At 32.5% G+C, this 22,583-nt stretch carries 17 protein-coding genes; 13 read left to right on the top strand and 4 right to left on the bottom strand.

The window, feature by feature from the left end; translation table 11 throughout:
- The first annotated feature begins 134 nt into the window (after positions 1 to 134).
- From EG242_RS13420 to EG242_RS13410, 3 genes are all read left to right on the top strand, one after another.
- Complete coding sequence (locus EG242_RS13420; RefSeq protein WP_124900373.1) at positions 135 to 3,551, top strand: methylmalonyl-CoA mutase family protein; 3,417 nt, start codon at positions 135 to 137, stop codon at positions 3,549 to 3,551.
- A gap of 89 nt (positions 3,552 to 3,640) precedes the next feature.
- On the top strand, positions 3,641 to 5,047 hold the full coding sequence (locus tag EG242_RS13415) for a DUF4932 domain-containing protein (protein WP_124900372.1): 1,407 nt from the start codon (positions 3,641 to 3,643) through the stop codon (positions 5,045 to 5,047).
- A gap of 381 nt (positions 5,048 to 5,428) precedes the next feature.
- Positions 5,429 to 5,806, top strand: coding sequence for a GreA/GreB family elongation factor (locus tag EG242_RS13410; protein WP_124900371.1), 378 nt, complete (start codon positions 5,429 to 5,431; stop codon positions 5,804 to 5,806).
- A gap of 38 nt (positions 5,807 to 5,844) precedes the next feature.
- On the opposite strand, the gene EG242_RS13405 is transcribed toward EG242_RS13410, so the two are convergent.
- Positions 5,845 to 6,729, bottom strand: a complete 885-nt coding sequence (locus EG242_RS13405; protein WP_124900370.1) for a cation diffusion facilitator family transporter — start codon at positions 6,727 to 6,729, stop codon at positions 5,845 to 5,847.
- 103 nt (positions 6,730 to 6,832) lie between these two features.
- Between EG242_RS13405 and EG242_RS13400 the strand changes: the two genes are divergently transcribed.
- Positions 6,833 to 7,984: an ABC transporter ATP-binding protein gene (locus EG242_RS13400; protein WP_124900369.1), complete on the top strand. Its 1,152-nt coding sequence runs from the start codon at positions 6,833 to 6,835 to the stop codon at positions 7,982 to 7,984.
- 13 nt (positions 7,985 to 7,997) lie between these two features.
- A complete protein-coding gene (locus EG242_RS13395; RefSeq protein ID WP_124900368.1) occupies positions 7,998 to 9,845 on the top strand; it encodes a VIT1/CCC1 transporter family protein in 1,848 nt (615 codons plus the stop codon).
- Positions 9,846 to 10,050: 205 nt separating this feature from the next.
- Here the strand turns inward: EG242_RS13395 and EG242_RS13390 are convergent, their stop codons facing one another.
- Positions 10,051 to 10,599 (bottom strand): ferritin, encoded by a 549-nt coding sequence (locus EG242_RS13390; RefSeq protein ID WP_124900367.1) that lies wholly within the window; start codon positions 10,597 to 10,599, stop codon positions 10,051 to 10,053.
- Between the two features lie 147 nt (positions 10,600 to 10,746).
- Between EG242_RS13390 and EG242_RS13385 the strand changes: the two genes are divergently transcribed.
- The 6 genes from EG242_RS13385 to EG242_RS13355 are packed head-to-tail and all read left to right on the top strand — an operon-like array spanning position 10,747 to position 13,922.
- Complete coding sequence (locus tag EG242_RS13385; RefSeq protein ID WP_124900366.1) at positions 10,747 to 11,199, top strand: SRPBCC domain-containing protein; 453 nt, start codon at positions 10,747 to 10,749, stop codon at positions 11,197 to 11,199.
- A gap of 4 nt (positions 11,200 to 11,203) precedes the next feature.
- Positions 11,204 to 11,614, top strand: coding sequence for an SRPBCC family protein (locus EG242_RS13380; RefSeq protein ID WP_124900365.1), 411 nt, complete (start codon positions 11,204 to 11,206; stop codon positions 11,612 to 11,614).
- 2 nt (positions 11,615 to 11,616) lie between these two features.
- On the top strand, positions 11,617 to 12,012 hold the full coding sequence (locus EG242_RS13375) for a VOC family protein (RefSeq protein ID WP_124900364.1): 396 nt from the start codon (positions 11,617 to 11,619) through the stop codon (positions 12,010 to 12,012).
- Positions 12,013 to 12,023: 11 nt separating this feature from the next.
- Positions 12,024 to 12,452, top strand: a complete 429-nt coding sequence (locus EG242_RS13370; RefSeq protein WP_124900363.1) for a DUF1801 domain-containing protein — start codon at positions 12,024 to 12,026, stop codon at positions 12,450 to 12,452.
- The gene (locus EG242_RS14970) at positions 12,452 to 13,384 is read left to right on the top strand and encodes a DUF1801 domain-containing protein (protein WP_203227727.1); all 933 of its coding nucleotides are present in this window, start codon (positions 12,452 to 12,454) and stop codon (positions 13,382 to 13,384) included. The genes EG242_RS13370 and EG242_RS14970 overlap by 1 nt, the downstream gene beginning before the upstream one ends.
- A 37-nt stretch (positions 13,385 to 13,421) precedes the next feature.
- Positions 13,422 to 13,922, top strand: coding sequence for a PepSY-like domain-containing protein (locus EG242_RS13355; RefSeq protein ID WP_124900362.1), 501 nt, complete (start codon positions 13,422 to 13,424; stop codon positions 13,920 to 13,922).
- Between the two features lie 73 nt (positions 13,923 to 13,995).
- Here the strand turns inward: EG242_RS13355 and EG242_RS13350 are convergent, their stop codons facing one another.
- Both EG242_RS13350 and EG242_RS13345 read right to left on the bottom strand, forming a co-directional pair.
- The gene (locus tag EG242_RS13350) at positions 13,996 to 14,667 is read right to left on the bottom strand and encodes a thioredoxin family protein (RefSeq protein WP_124900361.1); all 672 of its coding nucleotides are present in this window, start codon (positions 14,665 to 14,667) and stop codon (positions 13,996 to 13,998) included.
- 6 nt (positions 14,668 to 14,673) lie between these two features.
- A complete protein-coding gene (locus EG242_RS13345) occupies positions 14,674 to 15,183 on the bottom strand; it encodes a TlpA family protein disulfide reductase (protein ID WP_124900360.1) in 510 nt (169 codons plus the stop codon).
- Positions 15,184 to 15,252: 69 nt separating this feature from the next.
- On the opposite strand from EG242_RS13345, the gene EG242_RS13340 reads away from it, so the two are divergent.
- Both EG242_RS13340 and EG242_RS13335 read left to right on the top strand, forming a co-directional pair.
- A complete protein-coding gene (locus EG242_RS13340; protein WP_124900359.1) occupies positions 15,253 to 21,858 on the top strand; it encodes an alpha-2-macroglobulin family protein in 6,606 nt (2,201 codons plus the stop codon).
- A 97-nt stretch (positions 21,859 to 21,955) separates the two neighbouring features.
- A complete protein-coding gene (locus EG242_RS13335) occupies positions 21,956 to 22,519 on the top strand; it encodes a hypothetical protein (protein WP_124900358.1) in 564 nt (187 codons plus the stop codon).
- Positions 22,520 to 22,583 lie beyond the last annotated feature (64 nt).

Genomic DNA, 22,583 nt, shown 5'->3' with positions numbered 1-22,583 from the left:
GATAAGAAGTTGTAAAACACATAAACCAAAAAGAGGAAGCAAACGCTTCCTCTTTTTTATTGGATATTTATTTAAAATAGCTGTTTTAAATAATCTATAAAAGATGTAACTTGCGAAGTCGAAATAAAAACAAGATGGAACAAAAAATATATACTCCAAACAATAAAGTAAGAATCGTTACAGCAGCAGCCTTATTCGATGGGCACGATGCTGCGATTAATATCATGCGTCGGATTATTCAATCAACCGGTTGTGAGGTGATCCATTTGGGTCACGACAAATCGGTGGAAGACGTGGTGAATACTGCTATTCAAGAAGATGCAAACGCCATTGCCATGACTTCTTACCAAGGTGGGCACAACGAATATTTTAAATATATGTATGATTTGCTTCAGGAAAAAGGAGCAGGTCATATCAAAATTGTTGGCGGCGGCGGCGGCGTAATTTTACCATCAGAAATCAAGGAATTGATGGATTACGGCATTACCCGTATTTATTCGCCGGATGATGGTCGGGAACTTGGTTTGCAAGGTATGATTAATGATATGGTGCAAAATGCCGATTATGCTACACCAGATTTGGAATTGCCAGCAGGAAAAGATGTTTATCAATCTTTGAAAGACAAAGATGTTACAACCATTTCTCGTTTGATTTCTTTGGCTGAAAATCGTGAAGAAGATTTCTTGAAGATTTTTGATTTTGATAAAGTTGAAAGTAAAAACGCGCCTGTTCTTGGAATTACAGGAACCGGTGGCGCAGGAAAATCGTCAATGGTCGATGAAATTGTTCGTCGTTTTTTGATTGATTTCCCAGAGAAAAACATTGCGTTGATTTCTGTCGATCCATCAAAAAAGAAAACAGGCGGTGCGTTGTTGGGCGATCGTATTCGTATGAATTCGATTAACAATCCACGTGTTTATATGCGTTCGTTGGCTACGCGACAATCGAATTTGGCATTGTCGAGATATGTCGAAGAAGCTTTGCAAGTGTTGAAAGCGGCGCAATACGATTTGATTATTTTAGAAACGTCTGGAATTGGTCAATCGGATACTGAAATTTTAGATCATTCCGATGCTTCGTTATACATTATGACACCAGAATTTGGTGCGGCTACTCAGTTAGAAAAAATTGATATGTTGGATTTTGCTGACATTGTTGCCATTAACAAATTCGACAAACGTGGCGCTTTAGATGCCATTCGTGATGTGAAAAAACAATACCAACGCAACCATCATTTGTGGGATGTAAATCCTGATGAAATGCCCGTTTTTGGAACAATTGCATCACAATTTAATGATCCAGGAACCAATCAATTATACAAAGCGATTATGGATAAAGTAGTGGAAAAAACAGGTGCAAACTTGAATTCTACTTTTGAAATTACGAAAGAAATGTCAGAGAAGATTTTCGTGATTCCACCAGCTCGTACCCGTTATTTATCAGAAATTGCTGAAAACAACCGTGCGTATGATGCCAAGGTTTTGTCGCAAAAAGAAGTGGCGCAGAAACTGTACGGTTTCTTTAAAACCATTGAAACACTTTCAGGAAAAGTTCCGACGATTAATCAATACGGAATTGAAATTACAGGAACAGAAAATGCAGATTTAGCAAAGGTTTTATTGGCTGAATTTGACAAATTGAAAATGAATTTAGATCCTTTCAACTGGGAAGTTATTACGACTTGGGACGAAAAGGTTAACAAATATAAAAATCCGGTTTACTCGTTTAAAGTTCGTGACAAAGAAATTAAAATTCAGACACATTCTGAATCGTTATCACATTTGCAAATCCCTAAAATTTCTTTACCAAAATACGAAGCTTGGGGCGATATTTTGCGTTGGGTTTTACAAGAAAATGTACCAGGTGAATTTCCTTTTACATCAGGCTTGTATCCATTCAAACGCGAAGGCGAAGATCCAACACGTATGTTTGCGGGTGAAGGTGGACCAGAGCGTACCAATCGTCGTTTCCACTATGTATCGAAAGGAATGCCTGCTAAACGTTTATCAACGGCTTTTGATTCGGTGACTTTATACGGAAACGATCCAGGTCATCGTCCAGATATTTATGGAAAAATCGGTAATGCCGGAGTTTCGATTTGTTGTTTAGACGATGCGAAAAAGTTATATTCAGGATTTGATTTATCACACGCGATGACATCGGTTTCGATGACAATTAATGGCCCAGCACCTATGTTGCTTGGGTTTTTTATGAATGCTGCCATCGATCAAAACTGTGAAAAATACATCAAAGAAAATGGTTTAGAAGCAGAGATTGAAGCGAAAATAGAAGCAATTTACAATGAAAAAGCTGTTGAGCGTCCTCGATACAACGGAGATTTACCAGAAGGAAACGATGGTTTAGGTTTGATGCTTTTAGGTGTAACGGGCGATCAAGTGTTGACTGCTGATGTGTATGCTGAAATCAAGAAAAATACTTTAGCTCAAGTTCGTGGAACGGTTCAGGCAGATATTTTAAAAGAAGATCAAGCGCAAAATACCTGTATTTTCTCAACTGAATTTGCGTTGCGTTTAATGGGTGATGTACAAGAATATTTCATCGAGAAAAATGTGCGTAATTTTTATTCGGTTTCAATTTCGGGTTATCACATTGCCGAAGCGGGCGCAAATCCGGTGACGCAATTGGCATTTACTTTGGCAAACGGTTTCACGTATGTGGAATATTATTTGTCACGCGGAATGGATATTAATGCCTTTGGACCAAACTTATCATTCTTTTTCTCGAATGGAATCGATCCAGAATATTCGGTGATTGGTCGTGTGGCAAGAAAAATCTGGGCTAAAGCTTTAAAGAATAAATACGGTGCGAATGAACGTGCGCAAATGTTGAAATATCACATTCAAACATCGGGTCGTTCGTTGCACGCACAAGAAATTGATTTCAACGATATTCGTACAACTTTGCAAGCTTTGTATGCGATTTACGACAACTGTAACTCGTTGCATACCAATGCGTATGACGAAGCGATTACAACACCAACCGAAGAATCGGTTCGTAGAGCAATGGCTATACAGTTGATTATCAATAAAGAATTAGGATTAGCGAAAAACGAAAATCCAATTCAAGGTTCGTTCATCATCGAAGAATTAACTGATTTAGTCGAAGAAGCTGTTTTGGCTGAATTTGACAGAATTACAGAGCGTGGTGGTGTTTTGGGTGCGATGGAAACGATGTATCAACGTTCAAAAATTCAAGAAGAATCGTTGTATTATGAAACGCTTAAGCACAACGGTGATTTCCCGATTATTGGTGTAAATACATTCTTGAGTTCAAAAGGATCACCAACAGTTGTTCCAAAGGAAGTTATTCGTGCAACCGAAGATGAAAAGCAATTCCAAATCAAAACGAAAGAAAACTTGAATAAAGGTAATGCAACAGCAGTTGAAAAAGCTTTAGAAGACGCACAAAATGCGGCTATTAATAATCAAAATATTTTTGAGGTGTTGATGGAAGCTTCTAAAGTTTGTTCATTAGGTCAGATTACATCTGCTTTATTCGAAGTAGGCGGACAGTACCGTAGAAATATGTAATACATAAAAAATTCAAAAGACGACAAAAGCTTTCTAAAAATGAAGGCTTTTGTCGTTTTTATGTTATTTAACAAACAATTAATTCCTTTATGAAAAAACTTTTTACTTTACTATTTACGTGTGGAACGATGATGGTGCATGCTCAACAAATTTTTAAAACCAATAGCGATTATTTACAAGTTAAAGTAAATAATGTTTTACAAGCTGATAATTGGATTGTAGGTAAAGATATTAACATTGGAGCTTTTGAAGCAGAAACTACCAAAGAAAACAATACAGTAACATATAGCGACGGTAAAGACAGCATTAGCTTTGATTTAAAATTAGGGGAGCAAATAGATTTTTTAATTTTAAAAAATAACAAAGATACCATTAGTCAACAATTAGTTGGAGTTGAACCTAATGTCAATTTTACACAGGAATATGTCGTAAAATATAAAAACAAAACTGTTGTTGCTATACCAGAGGTTAGCGAATTGGTAAATATAATGATGGCACTACATCCAGATGCCGAGAAAGAAGGAAATATGTTTGATACAAGCACAGAGTATTATAAAAAGGTAAAGGAACACTTTGCCGCCTATATTAATCATCCGGCATTAGACACTATAAAAAAATACATCACAGATATAAATTACATAAAAGAATATGATGTTCACCTATTTTCAAGAGATAGTTATAACTATTATTACGCTTTAAAAATGACGGCTTGTGGTTATCACTTTGATAAAAACGGACATATTATAAATGATGAAAACATAAAAGAAATGGGGAAAGGATATTATTCTTTTAATCCATTGAAAGATGTAAAAATGTTTGAAGATTTTGTTCGTGTGTCTAACTTTCGCCAGTTTTATAAAGAAAATCAACCGTATTATAACAACTTATTGGAAACTTACAGCCAATTAAATCCCATTCAAAAAATGCAGGCTTGGTTGGATAACAAATTCGGGTTTAGTTATGGTTCTTATCTTGTTTATTTTTCTCCATTAGTTTATGGAGCTCATTCTACAAGAGGTTATCAAAGCAATGGGTTTAAACAAACAGCTATGTTTATTGCCCGTGCCGACTATGATGAAAGTCTTTCAGAAATTCAGAATGAATTAGCAGAATCACGAATAGTATTCACGGAAATTGATCATAATTATGTGAATCCTGTTTCAGATAAGTTTTTAGAAAAAATAAATAAAGCCTTATCAAATAGGGATGTATGGGCACAACCAACCATTACTAATGCATATGACAGTCCTTATAAACTCTTTAATGAATACATGACTTTTGCAGTCTATAGTTTGTATTTAAATGATAATTATAGGAAAGAAGATGTAGAAGAATATCTTCCTAAATTAAATAAAACAATGGCAATTAATAGAGGCTTTTCAAAATTTACGGAATTTAATCAAGTTCTATTGGCAAAATACAAAGAAGACACAGCTGTAAGTATAAAGGCTTTATATGAATATATACTTGATTGGTGTGAGGGACAAAATAAATAGAAAACCAATTGTCTTTATGTCATAAATAATTTGTAATTAGATTTTTAATTGAAAGTAAATATTGTAATCCATTTTTATATGCGTATCTTTGTAAATCAACTTATTAAATAATAATAATGATAACATCTAACAAAATAGAAAAGTACGGTATAGCTATACTTGCGTTGTCATTAGCTTATTTGCACGACGATACTTTTCTTAAAAGCTCAAAAGAGTTTATTAATTAGTCCCTGTTTCGATCCAAACAGGGAAACTCCGATTTATTTTTTTATTTATAATCTCATCATTTTGTGAATCGATGTTGCATAAATGTATATGTACATATTATGTTGGATCAGATATTTACAAGATTTGCATTATGATTTTAAACAATTTATCAGCATGTCAGCAAATATAATTTTAACTACAGGAATTTACGATTTAATTAAAGATCACGTTAGACGCAAAAAAGTAACCATTGAACAAGAAGAGATTCTGTTAGCCGAATTAAAAAAGGCATCGCAAGTGTTACGCAAAGATTTACCAGAAGATATTGCTTCTGTAGACCGCAAAATAAAGGTTAAAGAAAATACATTAAACCAAGAAATGGAATTTTTACTTGTAGGTCCTAAAGCTGCAAAAGTAAGTAAAAACAAATATTCTATTTTAAGTGAAGTTGGTTTGGCTATTGTTGGGTATAAAACAGGTGATGTTGTTAAGTGGCCTACACCAAACGGTATCAAAGAATACGAAATAGTAAGTGTTGAAGCAACAGCATAATAACAAAACCTGTACATAGTGCAGGTTTTGTTATTTTACTACTTTGGTATATTTTCTAAAGTATTAATTTGTAAGGTAAGTTGTTGTATTTTATAATTGGTAAAAACTTGTTTAACGTTTAATTGGGTGCTGTTATAGTATAATAGATCTGAAATGGTAATAATTACAGATGCTATAGTTTTGTTTCCATCTAACGACCAAATATGTAACTGCTCTACAGTTACTACGTGTGGAATGTTTTCTAAACTAGTTTTAATTTCTTTAACCACAATATTTGGCGGAACCGCTTGTAATAATATTCTAAAGGTGCTGCTTAAATTTTTTAAAGCATTGTAACTAATAAAAAAAGCAATGAAAATGGTTAATAAATTATCAATCCAAAACCAATTGGTAAAGTACATAACAACAGCACCAATTAAAACGGCAACCCATCCTAAAACATCTTCTAACAAATGCAGCATTATGGCTTTAGAATTTGCATCGGGTGCGTGATTGTGATGGTGATGCGCATGCGAATCGCCTTTTTTTATCTTTAAAAAAGCAAACCCGTTAACAGCTATTCCTAATACTGCTAACGCAAACATACCAACGCTATTTACTTCTTTAGTTTCATTAATAAATGTTAAGCCATTATAAAGCATAAATACAGCGCCAATTAATAAAATAGCACTCATAATAATTGCCGATAGTAATGAAAATCGCCTATAACCATAAGCGAATTTTTCTGAGGCAGGTTTTTGCGAATATTTATCCATATAAACCGCAATACCAATAGCTACGGCATCCATAAAATCATGAAAAGCATCGGCAATAATAGCTGTAGAATTCGTTAAAATACCGCCAATTAATTCAACTATTGCAAATAAAAGATTTAAAAAGAAAGCTAACGATAATTGTTTGTTTGCTTTATGTTTGGTTTCCATTTTTAACTACTTTATATAAAGGTACTTTATATTTTATGTGTTTGTAAAATATTTACTATTTTTTAATACATTTATTACACTATTAATTAACCAAATTAGGCTTATGAATTTACACCAGCAACGTGTACAAGAAGCGTTACTTTTTTTTGATAATAATGATACTTTTCTGGGGTTTAGAAAGATGTTAGATTGTGCGATGGATACACAAGATATGCAGATTTACAGTGAAGCAACTGATTTGACTGATTGGAAAGAAAAGAATCCCGAGCAAAATGATGCTTTTATTGCAAAAGCGAAAGAACTACTGCAAAAAATAGCTTTGATAAATGTGCATGAAAATAATGCAGAAGAATTTGTATTAAAAGCAGATCAAATCACCAAAAGTTATGGATCGCGAAAGTTTTCATTAGGACCAATTTCACTTACGTTGACTAAAGGTCAGGTTTTTGGATTGGTGGGTGAAAACGGTAACGGTAAAACTACCTTATTGCGTATTTTGGCTAAAGAAATTGCTCAAACACAAGGATTGCTTCACTACCAATTTACAAACAAAATACAAAGCAATTACCACTTGCGTACCAAATTAATTTACATTCCGCAACGAACCGAAAAATGGTACGGCAGCTTGCTAGATAATTTACGTTTTGTATTAGCAAGTTATGGCGAAAAACCAGACGAAATTGAGATCCGAGTTTTATTAATGGTTGCTCGTTTGGGATTGTGGAATTACCGACATTTAAAATGGAGCGAACTATCATCGGGCTACAAAATGCGTTTTGAATTGGCACGAACCTTACTGCGCAAACCCGAAATTTTGTTGCTAGACGAACCTTTGGCTAACTTGGATGTTTTGGCTCAGCAAGTAATTTTAGAAGATTTAAAGGCTATAGCAAATTCGGTTAACAACCCCATTGCGCTTATTTTAAGTTCACAACAATTGTATGAAGTAGAAAAAATATCAGACAAAGTTATTTTCTTAAAAAATGGTCAGTACAATGAAAACATCCACAATGATAATGCGCAAGAAAAACCATTGATTATTGAAATTGATACAACAGAAAATCGTGAAAAGCTTTTAGAAGTTTTCTCTGCATTTGCTTTAGACAAACTTACGTTTAATGGCGGTATTTACACTGCGTATTTTAATGCATCAACACGTTTTTCGGCAGTAATCATCGCATTAGGATCAGCAAATGTTAACCTTATTTACATTCGCGATATTTCTGCATCAACACGTAGATTTTTTATAAATTAAGAAAAGCATCAATATGAACTTTATAAATAAAATAAATAATTACTTAATACAAAGGTACCCAACAATATGGAACACTCGCATTGTTTGGATGTTGGCAATAAGTTTATTGGTGCATATACTTTTCTATTTTATAGGATATTTATCACATACAAATCCACTTTCATTACAAACCAGCCGGGTGGTCGATGATTATTTTTCAAGTGGTGTAATAATGGTACATATAATATGTTCAATGTTACTTTTAGTAGGTTGGCTGGTTTATATGTTTAAAAACAATGGGTTTAAAAACTTTTACCCTACAAGTAATTTTAAGTTATTTGGGCAGTTTTTATGCTATTTAGTCATTGTGTTTGTGTCTATAACCTTCTATTTTTCATATATGGTTGGGTTTAAAACATACATAAACGCCACTTATCCTGACCAAGATTTTAAAGAAAGTGTTCAAAAAATAAATAAAGCTTATCCGTTTCTATCATTAAAATACCAAGATTATGAGTTAGATAGAAAAGCGTATCCTAAGCTTTTTAACGATTTGTATTGCGAAACTAAAACAGATTTAATAGATTATTCGCAAAAATATTATAATAGTCATGGTAATAAGTATCAGTTTTATACACTGTATAAAGTTGGTGTAACAGAACGAGACGAATACAGAAAATTTAAATATCCTGCAAAAGAATTAAGTAATAACACACCGTTAGCTTATAGTAATGTAAAGGGCGATACATGTTTTTATTATTTTAAGAAAGATGTTGTTGACGTTTCGGCTTACACAAAATCTGCAGATTTAAGTTATTATAATTTTTCGGAAGAATTTTATACTTTAGATTTAAACCAAATTGATTATTACGATAGATACAACGATAGTTATACGGTTTATGCAGATGATCAAGGATATTACGGATCCGATCCTAACTTAGGAAAAAGCTATGCCATAAACAAAGAGTTAACAGCGCTTTTAGATCGAAAAAATCCTGAGGAATTAAAGAAAATTCTATCAGACTTCTTAGAAGTATCTCAAAAATATCAGATTAAAACTAATTTAACTACAGATAAATGGTTTAAGTTAATTTATCATCCCGAAAATTTTGTAGTAAAACATTTTATTGCAGACGATGTAAATAAATACCCACAAGTTACCACAACTGGTGTAGCAGATACTTTATCAAATAATTCAGAAGTTGTTACAACACAAAATGTAACATATTATAAAGAAGAAGTTGTGGAAGCTGTAAACGAAAATACCGAAATGTATCGTTATTATCAGCAAAACCTAACGCAAAATTATTACGAAATAAGAAATTTAAGTGATTTTTTACAAAGTGTAGAATTGGTTAAAAATATAGATTTTGTTTCTAGAAATATTCATATATATATTTGGATAGCGTTCTTCTTATCAACACTTATTTTTAGTTTTAGGGTAACTAATTTAAGATCGGTAATCTTTACGGGTTTAACCACAGGTGTTTTAAGTTTGGTTATTGGTTTAATTGTGTTGGTTTACTCTATGAGTTTTGGTGCAAATCCTGAATTTTTTGCTTCCTACTTTATATTTATTTTAGGAACAATTATTTTATTGATACCTATTGTGTTTATAAATTCTGGATCTAAGTTGTTTACATCTGTATTAATGAATATAAGTATCAACGGTTTTGTGTTGTATGTATTTTTAATTTTAGGTATTATAAGTATGCACCAAAAACAAGCTTGTTACGATAAAAACTATAATTATAAAATAAACTGTACCACACTATTAGAATATTTAGATATGAACACCAGTTATTTATTGCTGGCAGTAGGTTTACTGTTTATATTTATTTACACGGCAGTTATTAAAAAGTGGCGAGCTGTACCTGAATAAATAGTTTAATAATATAATTGAACTTTCGTCACTTCGCGTAGCGTAATTTAATGAAGCGTATCGAGAAGTTTTATTAAAGTTCTCGACAGGCTCCAACTGACGAACTGATTGATACTATATGGTAGAAACCTACTGACAGTAATTTTACTTTTACAAAAAAAGAACGTATGCAAATACGTTCTTTTTGTTTTAATGATAGTTAAAATTACTCCAACGGGTTCACATTATCGGCAATAGGGAATTCCTGATCGGTATTTCCAATAAGTTTGTTCAATTCAAATTTAGCCGTATCGCTCATGTTGTTACCGCCGGCAAGTTTGGCTTTATCCAATAAATCAAGTGCTAATTTTTCTTCTTCGCGTTGTTCGGCAACCAGCCATTGCATAAAGTTCCAAGTAGCCCAGTCTTCTTCGTCCATACTCATTTTTACAAGTTTGTAAACCGCAGTAGTATTTTCAATTTCTTGTTTTAAAACACTTTCAAAACATTCTAAAACATTGTTGGGTTGTGGTTCTGGTTTTCTAATGGCATCAATAACAACGGTTCCGCCACGCTCCTGAATATATTCAATAATTTTTGCCATGTGCACGCGTTCTTCTTGCGAATGCTTCATCATAAAATCCTTAACGCCGTCTAACTGGTTTTCGTCTGCCCAACAGGCAAGCATTAAATACATTTGTGCCGAATAGGCTTCTAAAGTAACCTGATCATTCAGGGCTTTTTGCAGGGTTTCTGATATTCTTACTGTATTCATAACATTTAATTTTTTTGTATTAGCAACCTAAAGTTACGCATCTTAAAATGGAATTTTCCAAAAATTATCAAAAAAAGAAAGCTGTCAAAATCAATATAAAATCATTTTAAATTAAGAAATTTATTAAATTCGTTAAAAGAAAATCAAATGGAAAAGTTAACTGCTAAAGCTAGTATTCAAATTCAAAAACCTGTAAGCGAGGTTTTTAGTGCGATTGTTTCTGCCGATGAAATGAATCGATACTTTATAGAATCATCAACCGGAAATTTAGAAACAAACAAAACTGTTCAATGGAAATTTCCCGAGTTTGAGGACGTTTTTCCCGTAACCGGAAAAGTGATTAAAGAAAACGAATATGTTTCTTTTAATTGGAGTGACGAACCAAATATGCTGGTAGAAATTTTTTTGCAACCACAAACAGACAATTCAACAATTGTAAAGATTGTAGAGCATGAGATGGACAATAACGATGACGGAATTAAGCAAATGATGCAACAAACCGAAGGTTGGGCAAACTTTTTAGCCTGCTTAAAAGCTAGTTTAGAATACCATATTAACTTACGAAATGGCGCTTTTGATTATATGCGCACAAAAAAATAAAACTATGGGAAAAATAACGGTACAGGTTGCGGTAAATGCCCCACTTGAAAAAGTGTGGGATAAACTAAACAACCCGAAAGATATTGAAGAATGGAATCAGGCATCACCAGACTGGCACTGTTTAAATGCATCGAATAGTCTAGAAGTAGGTGGGAAATTAAAAAGTACTATGGCTGCAAAAGACGGTAGTTTTTCTTTTGATTTTGAAGGAATTTACGATGAAATTATTCCGCAAAAGTTTATAAAATATCATTTGGAAGACGGCAGAACTGTTGAAATTTCTTTTGAAGAAAAAGACAATCAGATACTTGTAACCGAAACATTTGATGCAGAAGATCAAAATTCAGAAGAAATGCAAAAAGAAGGCTGGCAAGCAATTTTGAACAACTTTAAAAACTATACAGAAACTAATTAATTATGAGTGAATCAACATATAAAAAAGGTCAGTTTTTTTGGAGTGATCTAACGGTACCCGACGCCGCATCACTAAAAGAATTTTACAAAGAAGTAATTGGTTGGCAAGAGCAAAAAGTTACCATGAAAGACAATGAAGAAACCTATGCAGATTACGCCATGACATCTGATGACGGTGCGGCAATAAGTGGTATTTGCAACCAGCGTGGTGTAAATAAAAACATTCCACCGCAGTGGATTATGTATATAAATGTTGAAAATGTTGCCGAAAGTTTGGAAAAAGTTTTGAAATTAGGCGGTAAGCTTATTTCAGAAAGCAAAAAGAAAGACGGATCATACAATTATGTTATTGTTCAAGATCCTATAGGTGCTGTTTTTGGTTTAGGTACTACAAATTAATTGAAGAAAATATGGCAAAGAACAAAACAGAATTTACCGATAAAAATGTAGATGATTTTCTGCAAACAGTAGAAAATGAACAAAAGCGCAAAGATAGTTACGAACTTATTGCTTTAATGGAAAAAATAACCGGCGAAAAAGCAAAGATGTGGGGTCCAACAATTGTGGGCTTTGGTAATTATCATTACAAATACAAAAGTGGCCATGAAGGCAATGCACCTGTGCTAGGTTTTTCGCCACGGAAAGCGGCTATTTCGCTATATGTTTTTACGGGTTTGCAAGAACACGAGCATCTGTTAGAAAATCTAGGCAAATTCACTATGGGTAAAGCATGTATTTATGTAAAAAAGCTTGCTGATATCAATTTAGATGCTCTGACCAGTTTAATGAACCACAGCATTGATTATGTTACTACAAAATATAACCGAATTAAAGAATAATGAATACTTTTTCAAACATAACCGAATATATTTCTGGTTTTTCCGATGACCGAAAAATGATCTTGGAAGATCTGTATAAGATCATTAAAAAGCATGTTCCAAAAGAAACGGTAGAAAAAATCAGTTATGGTATGCCAACGTTTCATTACAACGGAAATTTAATTCATTTTGCGTTGTACAAAAATCATTTGGGGTTGTATCCGGGTCTAGATGCTATCGAGGTTTTTCAAGATCAGCTAATATCCTTCAAAACATCAAAAGGAGCTATTCAATTTCCTTTAGATCAAAAATTACCCAAAAAATTAATTGTTGATATTATTGATTACAATGTATCGAAACTTAAAGATAAAAAAACTGCGAATTGGAGTGCTTACAACGATAAATGGACCGATGCAGAAGAATTTATGCAACAGTTAATTGTGAAAACCAATTTAGACAAAACTATTAAATGGGATAAGGAAGTTTATACGTTTAACAATAAAAATGTAATCGGGTGGGGCGGTTTTAAAGATTTTTTCTCGTTATGGTTTTTCAACGGTGTTTTTTTATCAGATCCCGAAAAAGTGCTGGTAAATGCATCAGACGGAAAAACAAAAGCTATGCGACAGTGGCGTTTTACGAATGTTGATGATATGAATGATAAAAAGATTTTGATGTATATAAATGAATCTATTCAAACAATAAAAGACGGAAAAGAAATAAAACCCGATGTTTTTGAAGAGAAGAAACCCGAAGGAATTTTTAAAGTTTTTTTAGATAATAATGCCGACGTAAAAAATGCTTTTGAAAAATTAACCAAAGGAAAACAGAAAGAATATGTGGTTTATATTAATGAAGCCAAACAGGAAAAAACAAAAACAACACGTTTAGAAAAAATTAAAGAACTTATTTTACAGAATAAAGGCTTGAACGATAAATACAAAACCAAATAATTTTTGTATATTTAATTGATATTTAAAAGTTTAATTTATGAAAAAGAAATTTTTAGTAGTATTAGTAATTGGTGGGATATCATTAGTTTCATGTAAAAAAGAAGTTGTTGTAACGCCAAATGCTACACAAACAACCGATTCTACAAGCAATGTAGTAGAAGATGTGCAAAAAAGCAGCGTTAATTTTTCCAATTTGCCGGTTAAAGCTTTAGAGACAATCAACAGTCATTACAGCCAAAACAACATTGCGTCGTACGAGGTTAAAACCATTCCGGTGATTGGAAAAAGTTATGAAGTGAAGTTTAACGACGGAGCCGAAATTGATTTTAATAGCGATGGTATTTGGTATGAATGGAAAGATGCCAAAGGTTTGCCAAAAGGCGTTGTGCCTGACAATATTAATACGTATTTGTCTAAAAATTATGCGTCAACCTTTGCAATTGCAATAGATAAAGAAGATAAAAAGATAAAAATTGATTTAGCATCAGATATTGATTTAGAGTTTGACGCCAACGGAAATTTTGTCCGTGTAGATTAATTTTACCTTAAATGATAAATAAAAAAGGCTGTTTCAAATTCATGAAACAGCCTTTTCGTCTGTAAACTAACTATTATTTTTTAACTTTTATAGTACAGCCAATTGCAACCGTTTCGGTTTGTTTAACTGGTTCGTTTTTTAACAAAGCATCAACAGCAGCTTCTACATATTTTTCAGTAACATCGTTAGCGTTTTCGTGATTATTGTCGATAGCGCCAATGTATTTTACAATGTTTTTACCGTTTTCTTTTTGAAGAATGTAAACATGCGGCGTTTTAGTTGCACCGTATTGTGGGTAAATTTTCTGACCTTCATCCATCAAATAAGGAAAAGTAAATCCTTTTTCTTTCGCACGGGTTTTCATCAAATCAAAACTGTCTTCTGGTTGTGCTGCAGGATCGTTCGGATTGATCGCAATAACAGGATATCCTAACGATTTGTATTTCACATCTAACGCAACGATTCTTTCTTCATACGCTTTCGCATACGGACAATGATTACAAGTGAAAATGACAATAAATCCTTTTGCATCACTAAATTGAGATAAAGAATACATTTTATCGTCGATTCCTTTTAAAGAAAAATCAGTTGCTTCGTCGCCAATGTTATAACCGGTTCTTGCAGTTGCAGGTTCTTCTGTTTTGGTAATGGTGTCGTTGTTTGCCACATCGGTGGTAGTTGTGGTTTCCTTTTTACAGCTAATAAAAGCAGCTGCAAATAAAGCTAATGCTAAAAAATTTTTCATTTTTTGTTATTTAAATTTGTTAATGGTACTTTTTAAATCGGTGTACGAAATTTTACCTTCGGTAAAAAACACTTGTTTACCGTTTTTGTAAATGGCAGTTGCCGGAATAGCGCCACTCCAATGTCTGCTAATCGCTGGAATCCATTCGTTCATACGTTTGTTATCTGCTAAAACATAAACATCTGGTGAAATATTATTGGTTTTAAGATAGTCTTTCACTTTTGTGTCAAAGTCATTCGCTTTATCCAAACTCACTAAAATCATTTTGAATTTTTCAGATTTGAACTCGTTGTTAATCTTCATAAAATCGGGTAATTCTTCAACACAAGGTTGACACCAAGTTGCCCAAAAGTTGACAACATAAAGCGTATCGTTTTGTTTAGTGAATTGATTAAAAACCGAGTTGTAGTCAGTGCTTAACTCAATGACCTGTGGTTTTTCAACAGCAGTTTCTGCTTTTTTATCACAAGAAGTAATAGTCAGTAAAAGCGTACAAATTCCTATAAATTTCTTCATACAAAATTTTTTAAAGCTTAAATTTACAAAAAAGATGTATTTTAACCGCATCTTATTAGTAATAACCTTATGAAACACTTTTATTTACTGCTACTGTTTGTTTTTGGAACCACTATTTATGCTCAAGATTTTTCTAAAGAATGGCAAAAAGTTTACGAATTAGAAAAAGCAGGAAGTTATAAATCTGCCTATAAAGAAGTGCAGGATATTTATAATAAAGCAAATCGAAAGAAAAATTCGCAACAAAAAGCTAAAGCAGTAGTTTATAATTTAAAATTTAAAAATGAGTTAGAAGAAATTTCTACACAAAACGTTTTAAATGATCTTACAAAAGAAATCAATTCAAATAAAGTTATTTACAAAGAAATTTATCGTTGGTATTATATAAAAACGGTTTATAATGAAATGATGAGTAGTGGTGCTTACTATTATTCTAAAAGTACTAAAAATACTACCGAAATTATACCTGATAATATAGAAAAATGGTCTGGCGAACATTACAAACAGGTATTAACCGAGCAAGCAGATTTATTGTTTAAAAATGAAAAACTTTTAAAGGGAACAAAGGTTAGTGAAATTAAAGATTTGATCGATTATGATTTTATTGAAAATAATTTAGAACAAACTGTTTTTGAACTTTTTGCACATAATTTTATTCAGAATTATATAGTATCAACTTATGTGAAGCCTTTAGAAATTGTAAGGTTGCAGGATTTTTCTAATGAATTCAAGAAATCTAAAATTATAATCGAACCTAATGAATATTCGGTAGATTTTTACAATCAGAAAATTATAGAATTATTCCAGCAGCTCGAGCGTTTTTATACTGATAATAATGATGATTTAAATTTAGATAAAATTAAATTTTACAGATATTCAATGTATTCTCAAGATCAAGATTTAAAGGTTATTGATGATTTAGGCAAAAACCTGAAAACCGAATTTTACAAGAATCGATACAAAATAGAAAGAGCTAAATTTTTTATTAATAACGCCAATAAAAAAGAAAATAAAGATTATTACGAAAAAGCCTTGCAGTTAACAGCCGAAATAAAAACGCAACGTTCGCAAAACGATGTGTTAGAAAGTGCCGCTACATTAGAAAATATGCTAAATGATCAGGTTTTTGATGTATCGTTACTTACCGAAGTCTATGAAAAAGAACCTGTAAAATACCTTGTAAATTATAAAAATATACAAAAACTACATTTTGCTTATTACGATATTAAAAATTATCCAAGTGTAGTAAATGACAGTATTTACAAAGTAATTATATCCAACAATAAGCCCGTAGCTGAATTTAGAGCTGATCTTCCACAAACAGAGAAATATTTCAGTTCATCAACCGAAGTGTTGGGAAAAAATTTGCCGTTAGGTACTTATTTAATGGTCGTTTACAAAAATACCGATGATTTAACAGATGCTTACAAGGTTAAATACAACACATTTAATGTAAGCAACGTAATGGTTTTTAGCAAAAGTATTTCTAATAACAATACCTATGCAAGTGAGAAAGGGAACGATGAAGTTATGTTTTATTTTGTGCATCCAAAAACTGGTAAACCTTATAAAAACAGCAGCGTTGCTATAAATAATCTGCGTTTTACGACCAATGAAAATGGGGCAATAGTATTTAAAAAAGAAAAAGATACGCCAAACCGTTACGATGTTCAGGTATTTTTAGAAAACGAAACCTATAAAAAAACGGTTTACGAAGATTGGAACAAGCAAAGTATAAGTTCATACGGAGGAAAAGAATATGTTGAAGTACTTTTCTATACCGATCGATCTATTTATAGACCAGGGCAGGAAGTCAGCTTTAAAGGAATTCTGTATCAAACCAAAGAAAGTGGTAACGAAATAGTCAAAAATAAATCGGTTCAATTAATTCTCAATGATGACAATAGAGATGAAATCGAAAAAAGAACCGTTACCACAAATGAAATGGGATCGTTCAGCGGAACTTTTAAATTGCCAAAAAATATTATAACTGGCGATTTTACCGTAGATGTTGAGGAATTGGATGATTATACAGATACAGATGAAGAAGCTTTCTGGGATAAATCTAGTTTAAACGGTGAATCGTTTTATTTTAAGGTTGAAGAATATAAAAGACCGACTTTTACTGTTGAGGTAGATGATATTAAGAAAAACGCATATTTTAATGATGAAGTAGAATTGATTGGGCGAGCTAAAAGTTTAGCAGGCGGATCTATTGCCAATGCTCAGGTCATTGTAAAACTACAAGCAGATAATTATACGTATAAAGATTTTTTTGTTAAGAATGATACCTTAACAACAGATGAATCGGGTGAATTTAAATATAAATTCAAAATTCCTTCTATATCTAAAAATGATACTATCCAAAAAGAACATAAAAAAATCCCGATAGATTATCATTTTGAAGTAACCGATAATAGCGGAGAAGTTCGTAATAACCGGGGCAATTTTTTTGTTTCGAATTACGCAACACGTATATCCGTTTACGGGCAAGATCAATTATCAACTAATGAAAAATTAAATCTAAATGTAAATTCATTTACCCATAACGGCGATGAAGTTTCGGTAAACGGAACTATTAAAATATTTAAAACATTGCCACCTAAAAGGTTTTTTATGCAGCGTTCATGGCAGCATCCCGAAGTTCAGTCGATTGATGAAGATACTTATAGAAGATTATTTCCTTATGAAACGTATCAAAAAAACGATGAGGCTCATTCCGATGAAGAATTGGTTTACGAAGCCAAATATACAACCGAAAAAGATAAAAAGTTTGTACACGATATTACCAATTGGCAAACAGGAAGTTATAAAGTTGTTTTTGAAATTGTCGATGAAAAATCGAAATTATTTTTAAAAGATTCTACAGAAATAAAAATACAGAATGTTAAGGAAGATTTAGCCACAAATGAATCCTTCAAAATAAACACGCATAAAAGCTCTTCTGAAAAGGAATTGGTTTTACAAGTGCGTTCTGCGTACGAAAATGTATCGCTTTATCTGGAAGTTTTTAATACAAATGCAACATTAAGTACAAAATTAGTTACGGTTTCAAAAGGTTCACAGTTAGTAAAAATTCCGTTAGCAGATAGTAAAGAAAATACTAACATAAAATATCAATGGTACTTTGCAAAAGAACATTTAACGTTTAATGGCAACGGAAATTATTATATTCCTGAAAAGAAAAATAATAAAGAAGAATGGTTAACAGAATGGGAAGTTTGGAACAATAAATTAATTCCGGGTAATGCGTATCAGTGGAAATTAAACTTTAAATCTAAAGATGCTAAAAAACCAATGCAGGGCGAGTTTTTAGCCAGTATGTATGATGCTTCTTTAGATGTTTTGCATTCCAGAGATTGGGATACAAACCAAAATTTCTTTAGTAAATCAAAAGACATTTATTTTGGTAGAATAAATTCACAACGCAGTGTTCTTAACAACAATTACAGTATTGCAACTAATTTTTACCACAATCAATCGTTTTATTTTAACGAATTTAATTATTTCGGATACGATTTTAGTAAAAATAAATGGTTTAATAAATCCTATCAAGATCATTTACCTAAAGATTATTTTAATCAGAAAGCTGCATATTATCAAATAGAAGTTCGCGATGCTGTTTCTCATAAAACAATAGCAAATGCTTATGTTTACAATATAATTTCAGCTGATGGTTCTGTAACAAATGCTGAAGGATTTGGTAGTGTGTGGTCAGAAAAAAAACAACCTGTAGCCGTTACTGCATTAGGGTATAAACAAGAAAGATTACAACTTAAAAATAAATTTACGGTTGTTTATTTACAACCGAATACTGATGAAATAGACCAGAAAGCAGTTCAACGTTTTGCGGATGAAACCTATGAATTACAGCGCTTAAGCCGAATTTATAATCATTTAAAAGAAGATAATTCGTATTCAGAAAAGAAAAAAAATGATCTAATTGAAAAGATATTAAAAAGTCTTCCAGGAGTTTTTGCTAATAATGAATTCGATGATGTTATGCATTTTGAAGATGAAGAAGGTACATTGGATGAAGTAGTTATTGATACTTATAGAACAATTTCAAAATCTCAAAATGCAACTGCAGTTACAACAGTTACATCAAAAACAATAGAAGGTCAACCAGGTGCTGCTACTAATGTTGTATTACGTGGTTTAGGCTCAATTACTGGAGATGTTCAACCTTTGTATGTCATTGATGGTGTACCAATATCGGCATCGCGTTTTAAAGCATTAAATCCTGATGAAGTAGGTGATGTCACAGTTCTAAAAGATGCCGGTGCAACTGCCATTTACGGTAATCGTGGCGCAAACGGTGTTATTGTTATTACTACTAAAAAAGCACAGCAGGCAGCAGAACATTTAGAGATTCCGTTACGCAAAAACTTAAAAGAAACAGCTTTCTTCTTTCCGCATTTAAAAATTCAAAAAGATGGTTCTGTAGAAATTGACTTTACCGCACCCGAAGCATTAACGAAATGGAAATTTCGTGGGTTGGCGCATAATAAAACCACCGATTTTATTTACGTTGAAAGTTTAAGCAAAACCCAAAAAGACGTAATGATTCAGCCGAATATGCCGCGTTTTGTTCGTGAAACTGATGTGGTTGTTTTAAAAGCACGCGTAAGCAATACCACCAATACGCCGTTGCAGGCAACTGCTGTTTTACGTTTGTTTAATACCGTTACCGGCGAAGATTTAACTGAGCAAATCATTAAAACAGATAAGTTGGTTCCAACAACAATAAACGGATTAAGTGCCAATACCGTTAGTTGGTCGGTTGAAATTCCTAAAGAAATTGAAGGTTTGCAATACCGCATTTCTGTAAAAGCAGGCAATTTTACCGATGGTGAAGAAAGCGTTATTCCGGTTTTAAGTAATAGAACGTTGATTACCGAAACAGCTCCGATTTGGCAGTTGGGCAAGCAACATAAAGATTATAGTTTGCATAATTTAATAACCAACAATTCGCAAACGTTGAAGAACCATCAGTTTGTGGTAGAAATTTCACACAACGCCACTTGGCTAACCATGCAGTCGTTGCCTTATTTGTACGATTTTCAGCATACGTGCAACGAACAGATTTTTGCCAAATATTTTGCCGATGTATTAGCAATGCATGTGTTAGAAAAAAATCCGAGTATTAAAGATTTAATTACTGAATGGAAGAATAACCCAAAATCGAAATTAGAAGAAAATGAGGAGTTGAAACAATTAATGCTTCAGGAAACTCCGTGGATGAAAGATTTGGTTTCAAACGAAGAGAAAAAAGCACAATTGGCATCGTATTTTGATTTAGATCGATTGGAAAAAGAAGCCGATGAAATTGTAAAAACTTTGGGCGAACGTCAAAATGTCTCGGGTGGTTTTGGTTGGTTTTCGAGCGGATCAGAAAATGATTACATTACTCAGCACATCTTGATTACGGCGGCACAATTAGATAAATTGGGTGTTTCGCATTTCAACGTAACCGATGTAAAGAACATTGTGAATAAAGCCAATCGATTTATCGATGTTAAAATGCTGGATCAATTAAAAACATCAAATAAAACGTTCTCAAACCACAGTGCGATCAATTATGCTTTTGTAAAAAGTTATTATTCGAAAGATTTTGCAATTCCTACCGATGTTTCTAAACAATTAGATCAAAATTTTATCGATCTTAAAAAGAATTGGGTAGAATTATCGCTTCAAAACAAAGCGAAATTGGCAATAATTTTAAATAGAAAAGGCGATATTGCTTGGGCAAAACAAATTTTAAATCAGTTGAATGAAAGTGCGGTGATCGATGAAACCTATGGAATGTATTGGAAAGAAAACAGCAACCAATATTATTACTATCACAATGCAGCCGAAGTTCAGGCGCTGATCATTGAGGCTTTTAAAGAAATTGAGAATAACGAAACTACGCTTCAAAAATTAAATGCGTGGTTGTTAAGTCAGAAATTAAATAAAGATTGGGGCACAACAAAAGCAACAACATCGGCAATTTATGCGCTGTTGTTAGCAAATTCAACCGAAATTTCAAAATTAGATAAAGCTGTGGTTTCATTAGGAAATCAAACCATAAAAACCAATGAAACTGCAGATAATCAATCCGATGATTTGTTGGGTTACCAAACCTATCAATGGAAAGCCGATGAAATTACAAACGATTTTGGAAAGGTATCGATAAAAAATAAAAGTGAAAAACCTGTTTTCGGCGGAATTTACTGGCAGTATTTCGAAGATTTTAGTGCGGTAAAAAATGCCGCTAAAGGTATTTTAAATATTGAACGAAAGTTTTATATTGAAACATCAAGCAAAAAATTGCAGGAAATTTCAAGTGAAACCAAACTTAAATTAGGGCAAAAAGTAATTATTCGATTAGAAATTACTGCCGAAAAAGATATGGAATTCATTCATATTAAAGACATGCGCGCGGCAACTTTTGAACCTGTCGATGTGCTTTCGGGCTACAAATACCAAAACAATCTGCGTTATTACCTGTCGACACGAGATGCAGCAACCAACTTTTTTATCGATTATCTATCAAAAGGTAGCTATGTAATTGATTATGAGGTTCGTTTAAATAACGAAGGTAGTTTTACAAGCGGAATTTCAACCATTCAAAGCATGTACGCGCCCGAACACAGCGCACATACATCGGGTAAAATTATAAAAGTTGACTAACTTTGCTAAAATCAATCGCAAGAATCGTTATATTTGTGATAAAGATAAAAAAAGGAGTGTTTTTTTTATATCTAACCTATATTAAGAGAATAATTTAATGACAATAACAGGAACAATAGATCAGGTTTTTCCGAGATTTTATTATAAAGAAGGTAAAAAAATTAATTATTTCGAAATTTTGGTTTCGTATAATTTTTATAATGGTGTGAACGAAATTTTATTGTTGGCAAAAGATTTTGACAAACGCGATTTGAATGATAAAGAGCAGTTGTTTGTTTTTGAATTTGATATTGCAAGCAAATTTGTGAACGAAAAATTAATGACCGATTTTTATTTACAGAATTATAAAAAGATTGATAGTAGAAGCGAAAATCCGCTGATTATAATTAGAACCTATTTCGAAAAAAATACGTTTGAAGTTTTAAAGAAACAAGAAGTTAAAAACCGTGTAAAAGTTTTTGGTAAGTTTACATCGATCCACCGAAACCAACCGCCGTTGTTTTGTTATTTCTGGGAAGACAACCACTTTTTAACCGATATAAACAAGGTTTCTAAAATTCAGTTAAACTGCCGCAGTCTGCCATACAAAGACAAATACATAAGCAATGTTGAGGTTTGGCGAACCATGGAAAACGATAATTTTATAGGAAGTATTTTATAACAAAAAGAAGCCGTCTCAATATTAAAATTTGAGGCGGTTTTTTTATTAGAATTAATTTCCAATA

It is taken from the genome of Paenimyroides viscosum (assembly GCF_003858535.1).
GTDB lineage: Bacteria > Bacteroidota > Bacteroidia > Flavobacteriales > Flavobacteriaceae > Flavobacterium > Flavobacterium viscosum.
This window is presented reverse-complemented; position numbering and strand designations above follow the sequence as displayed.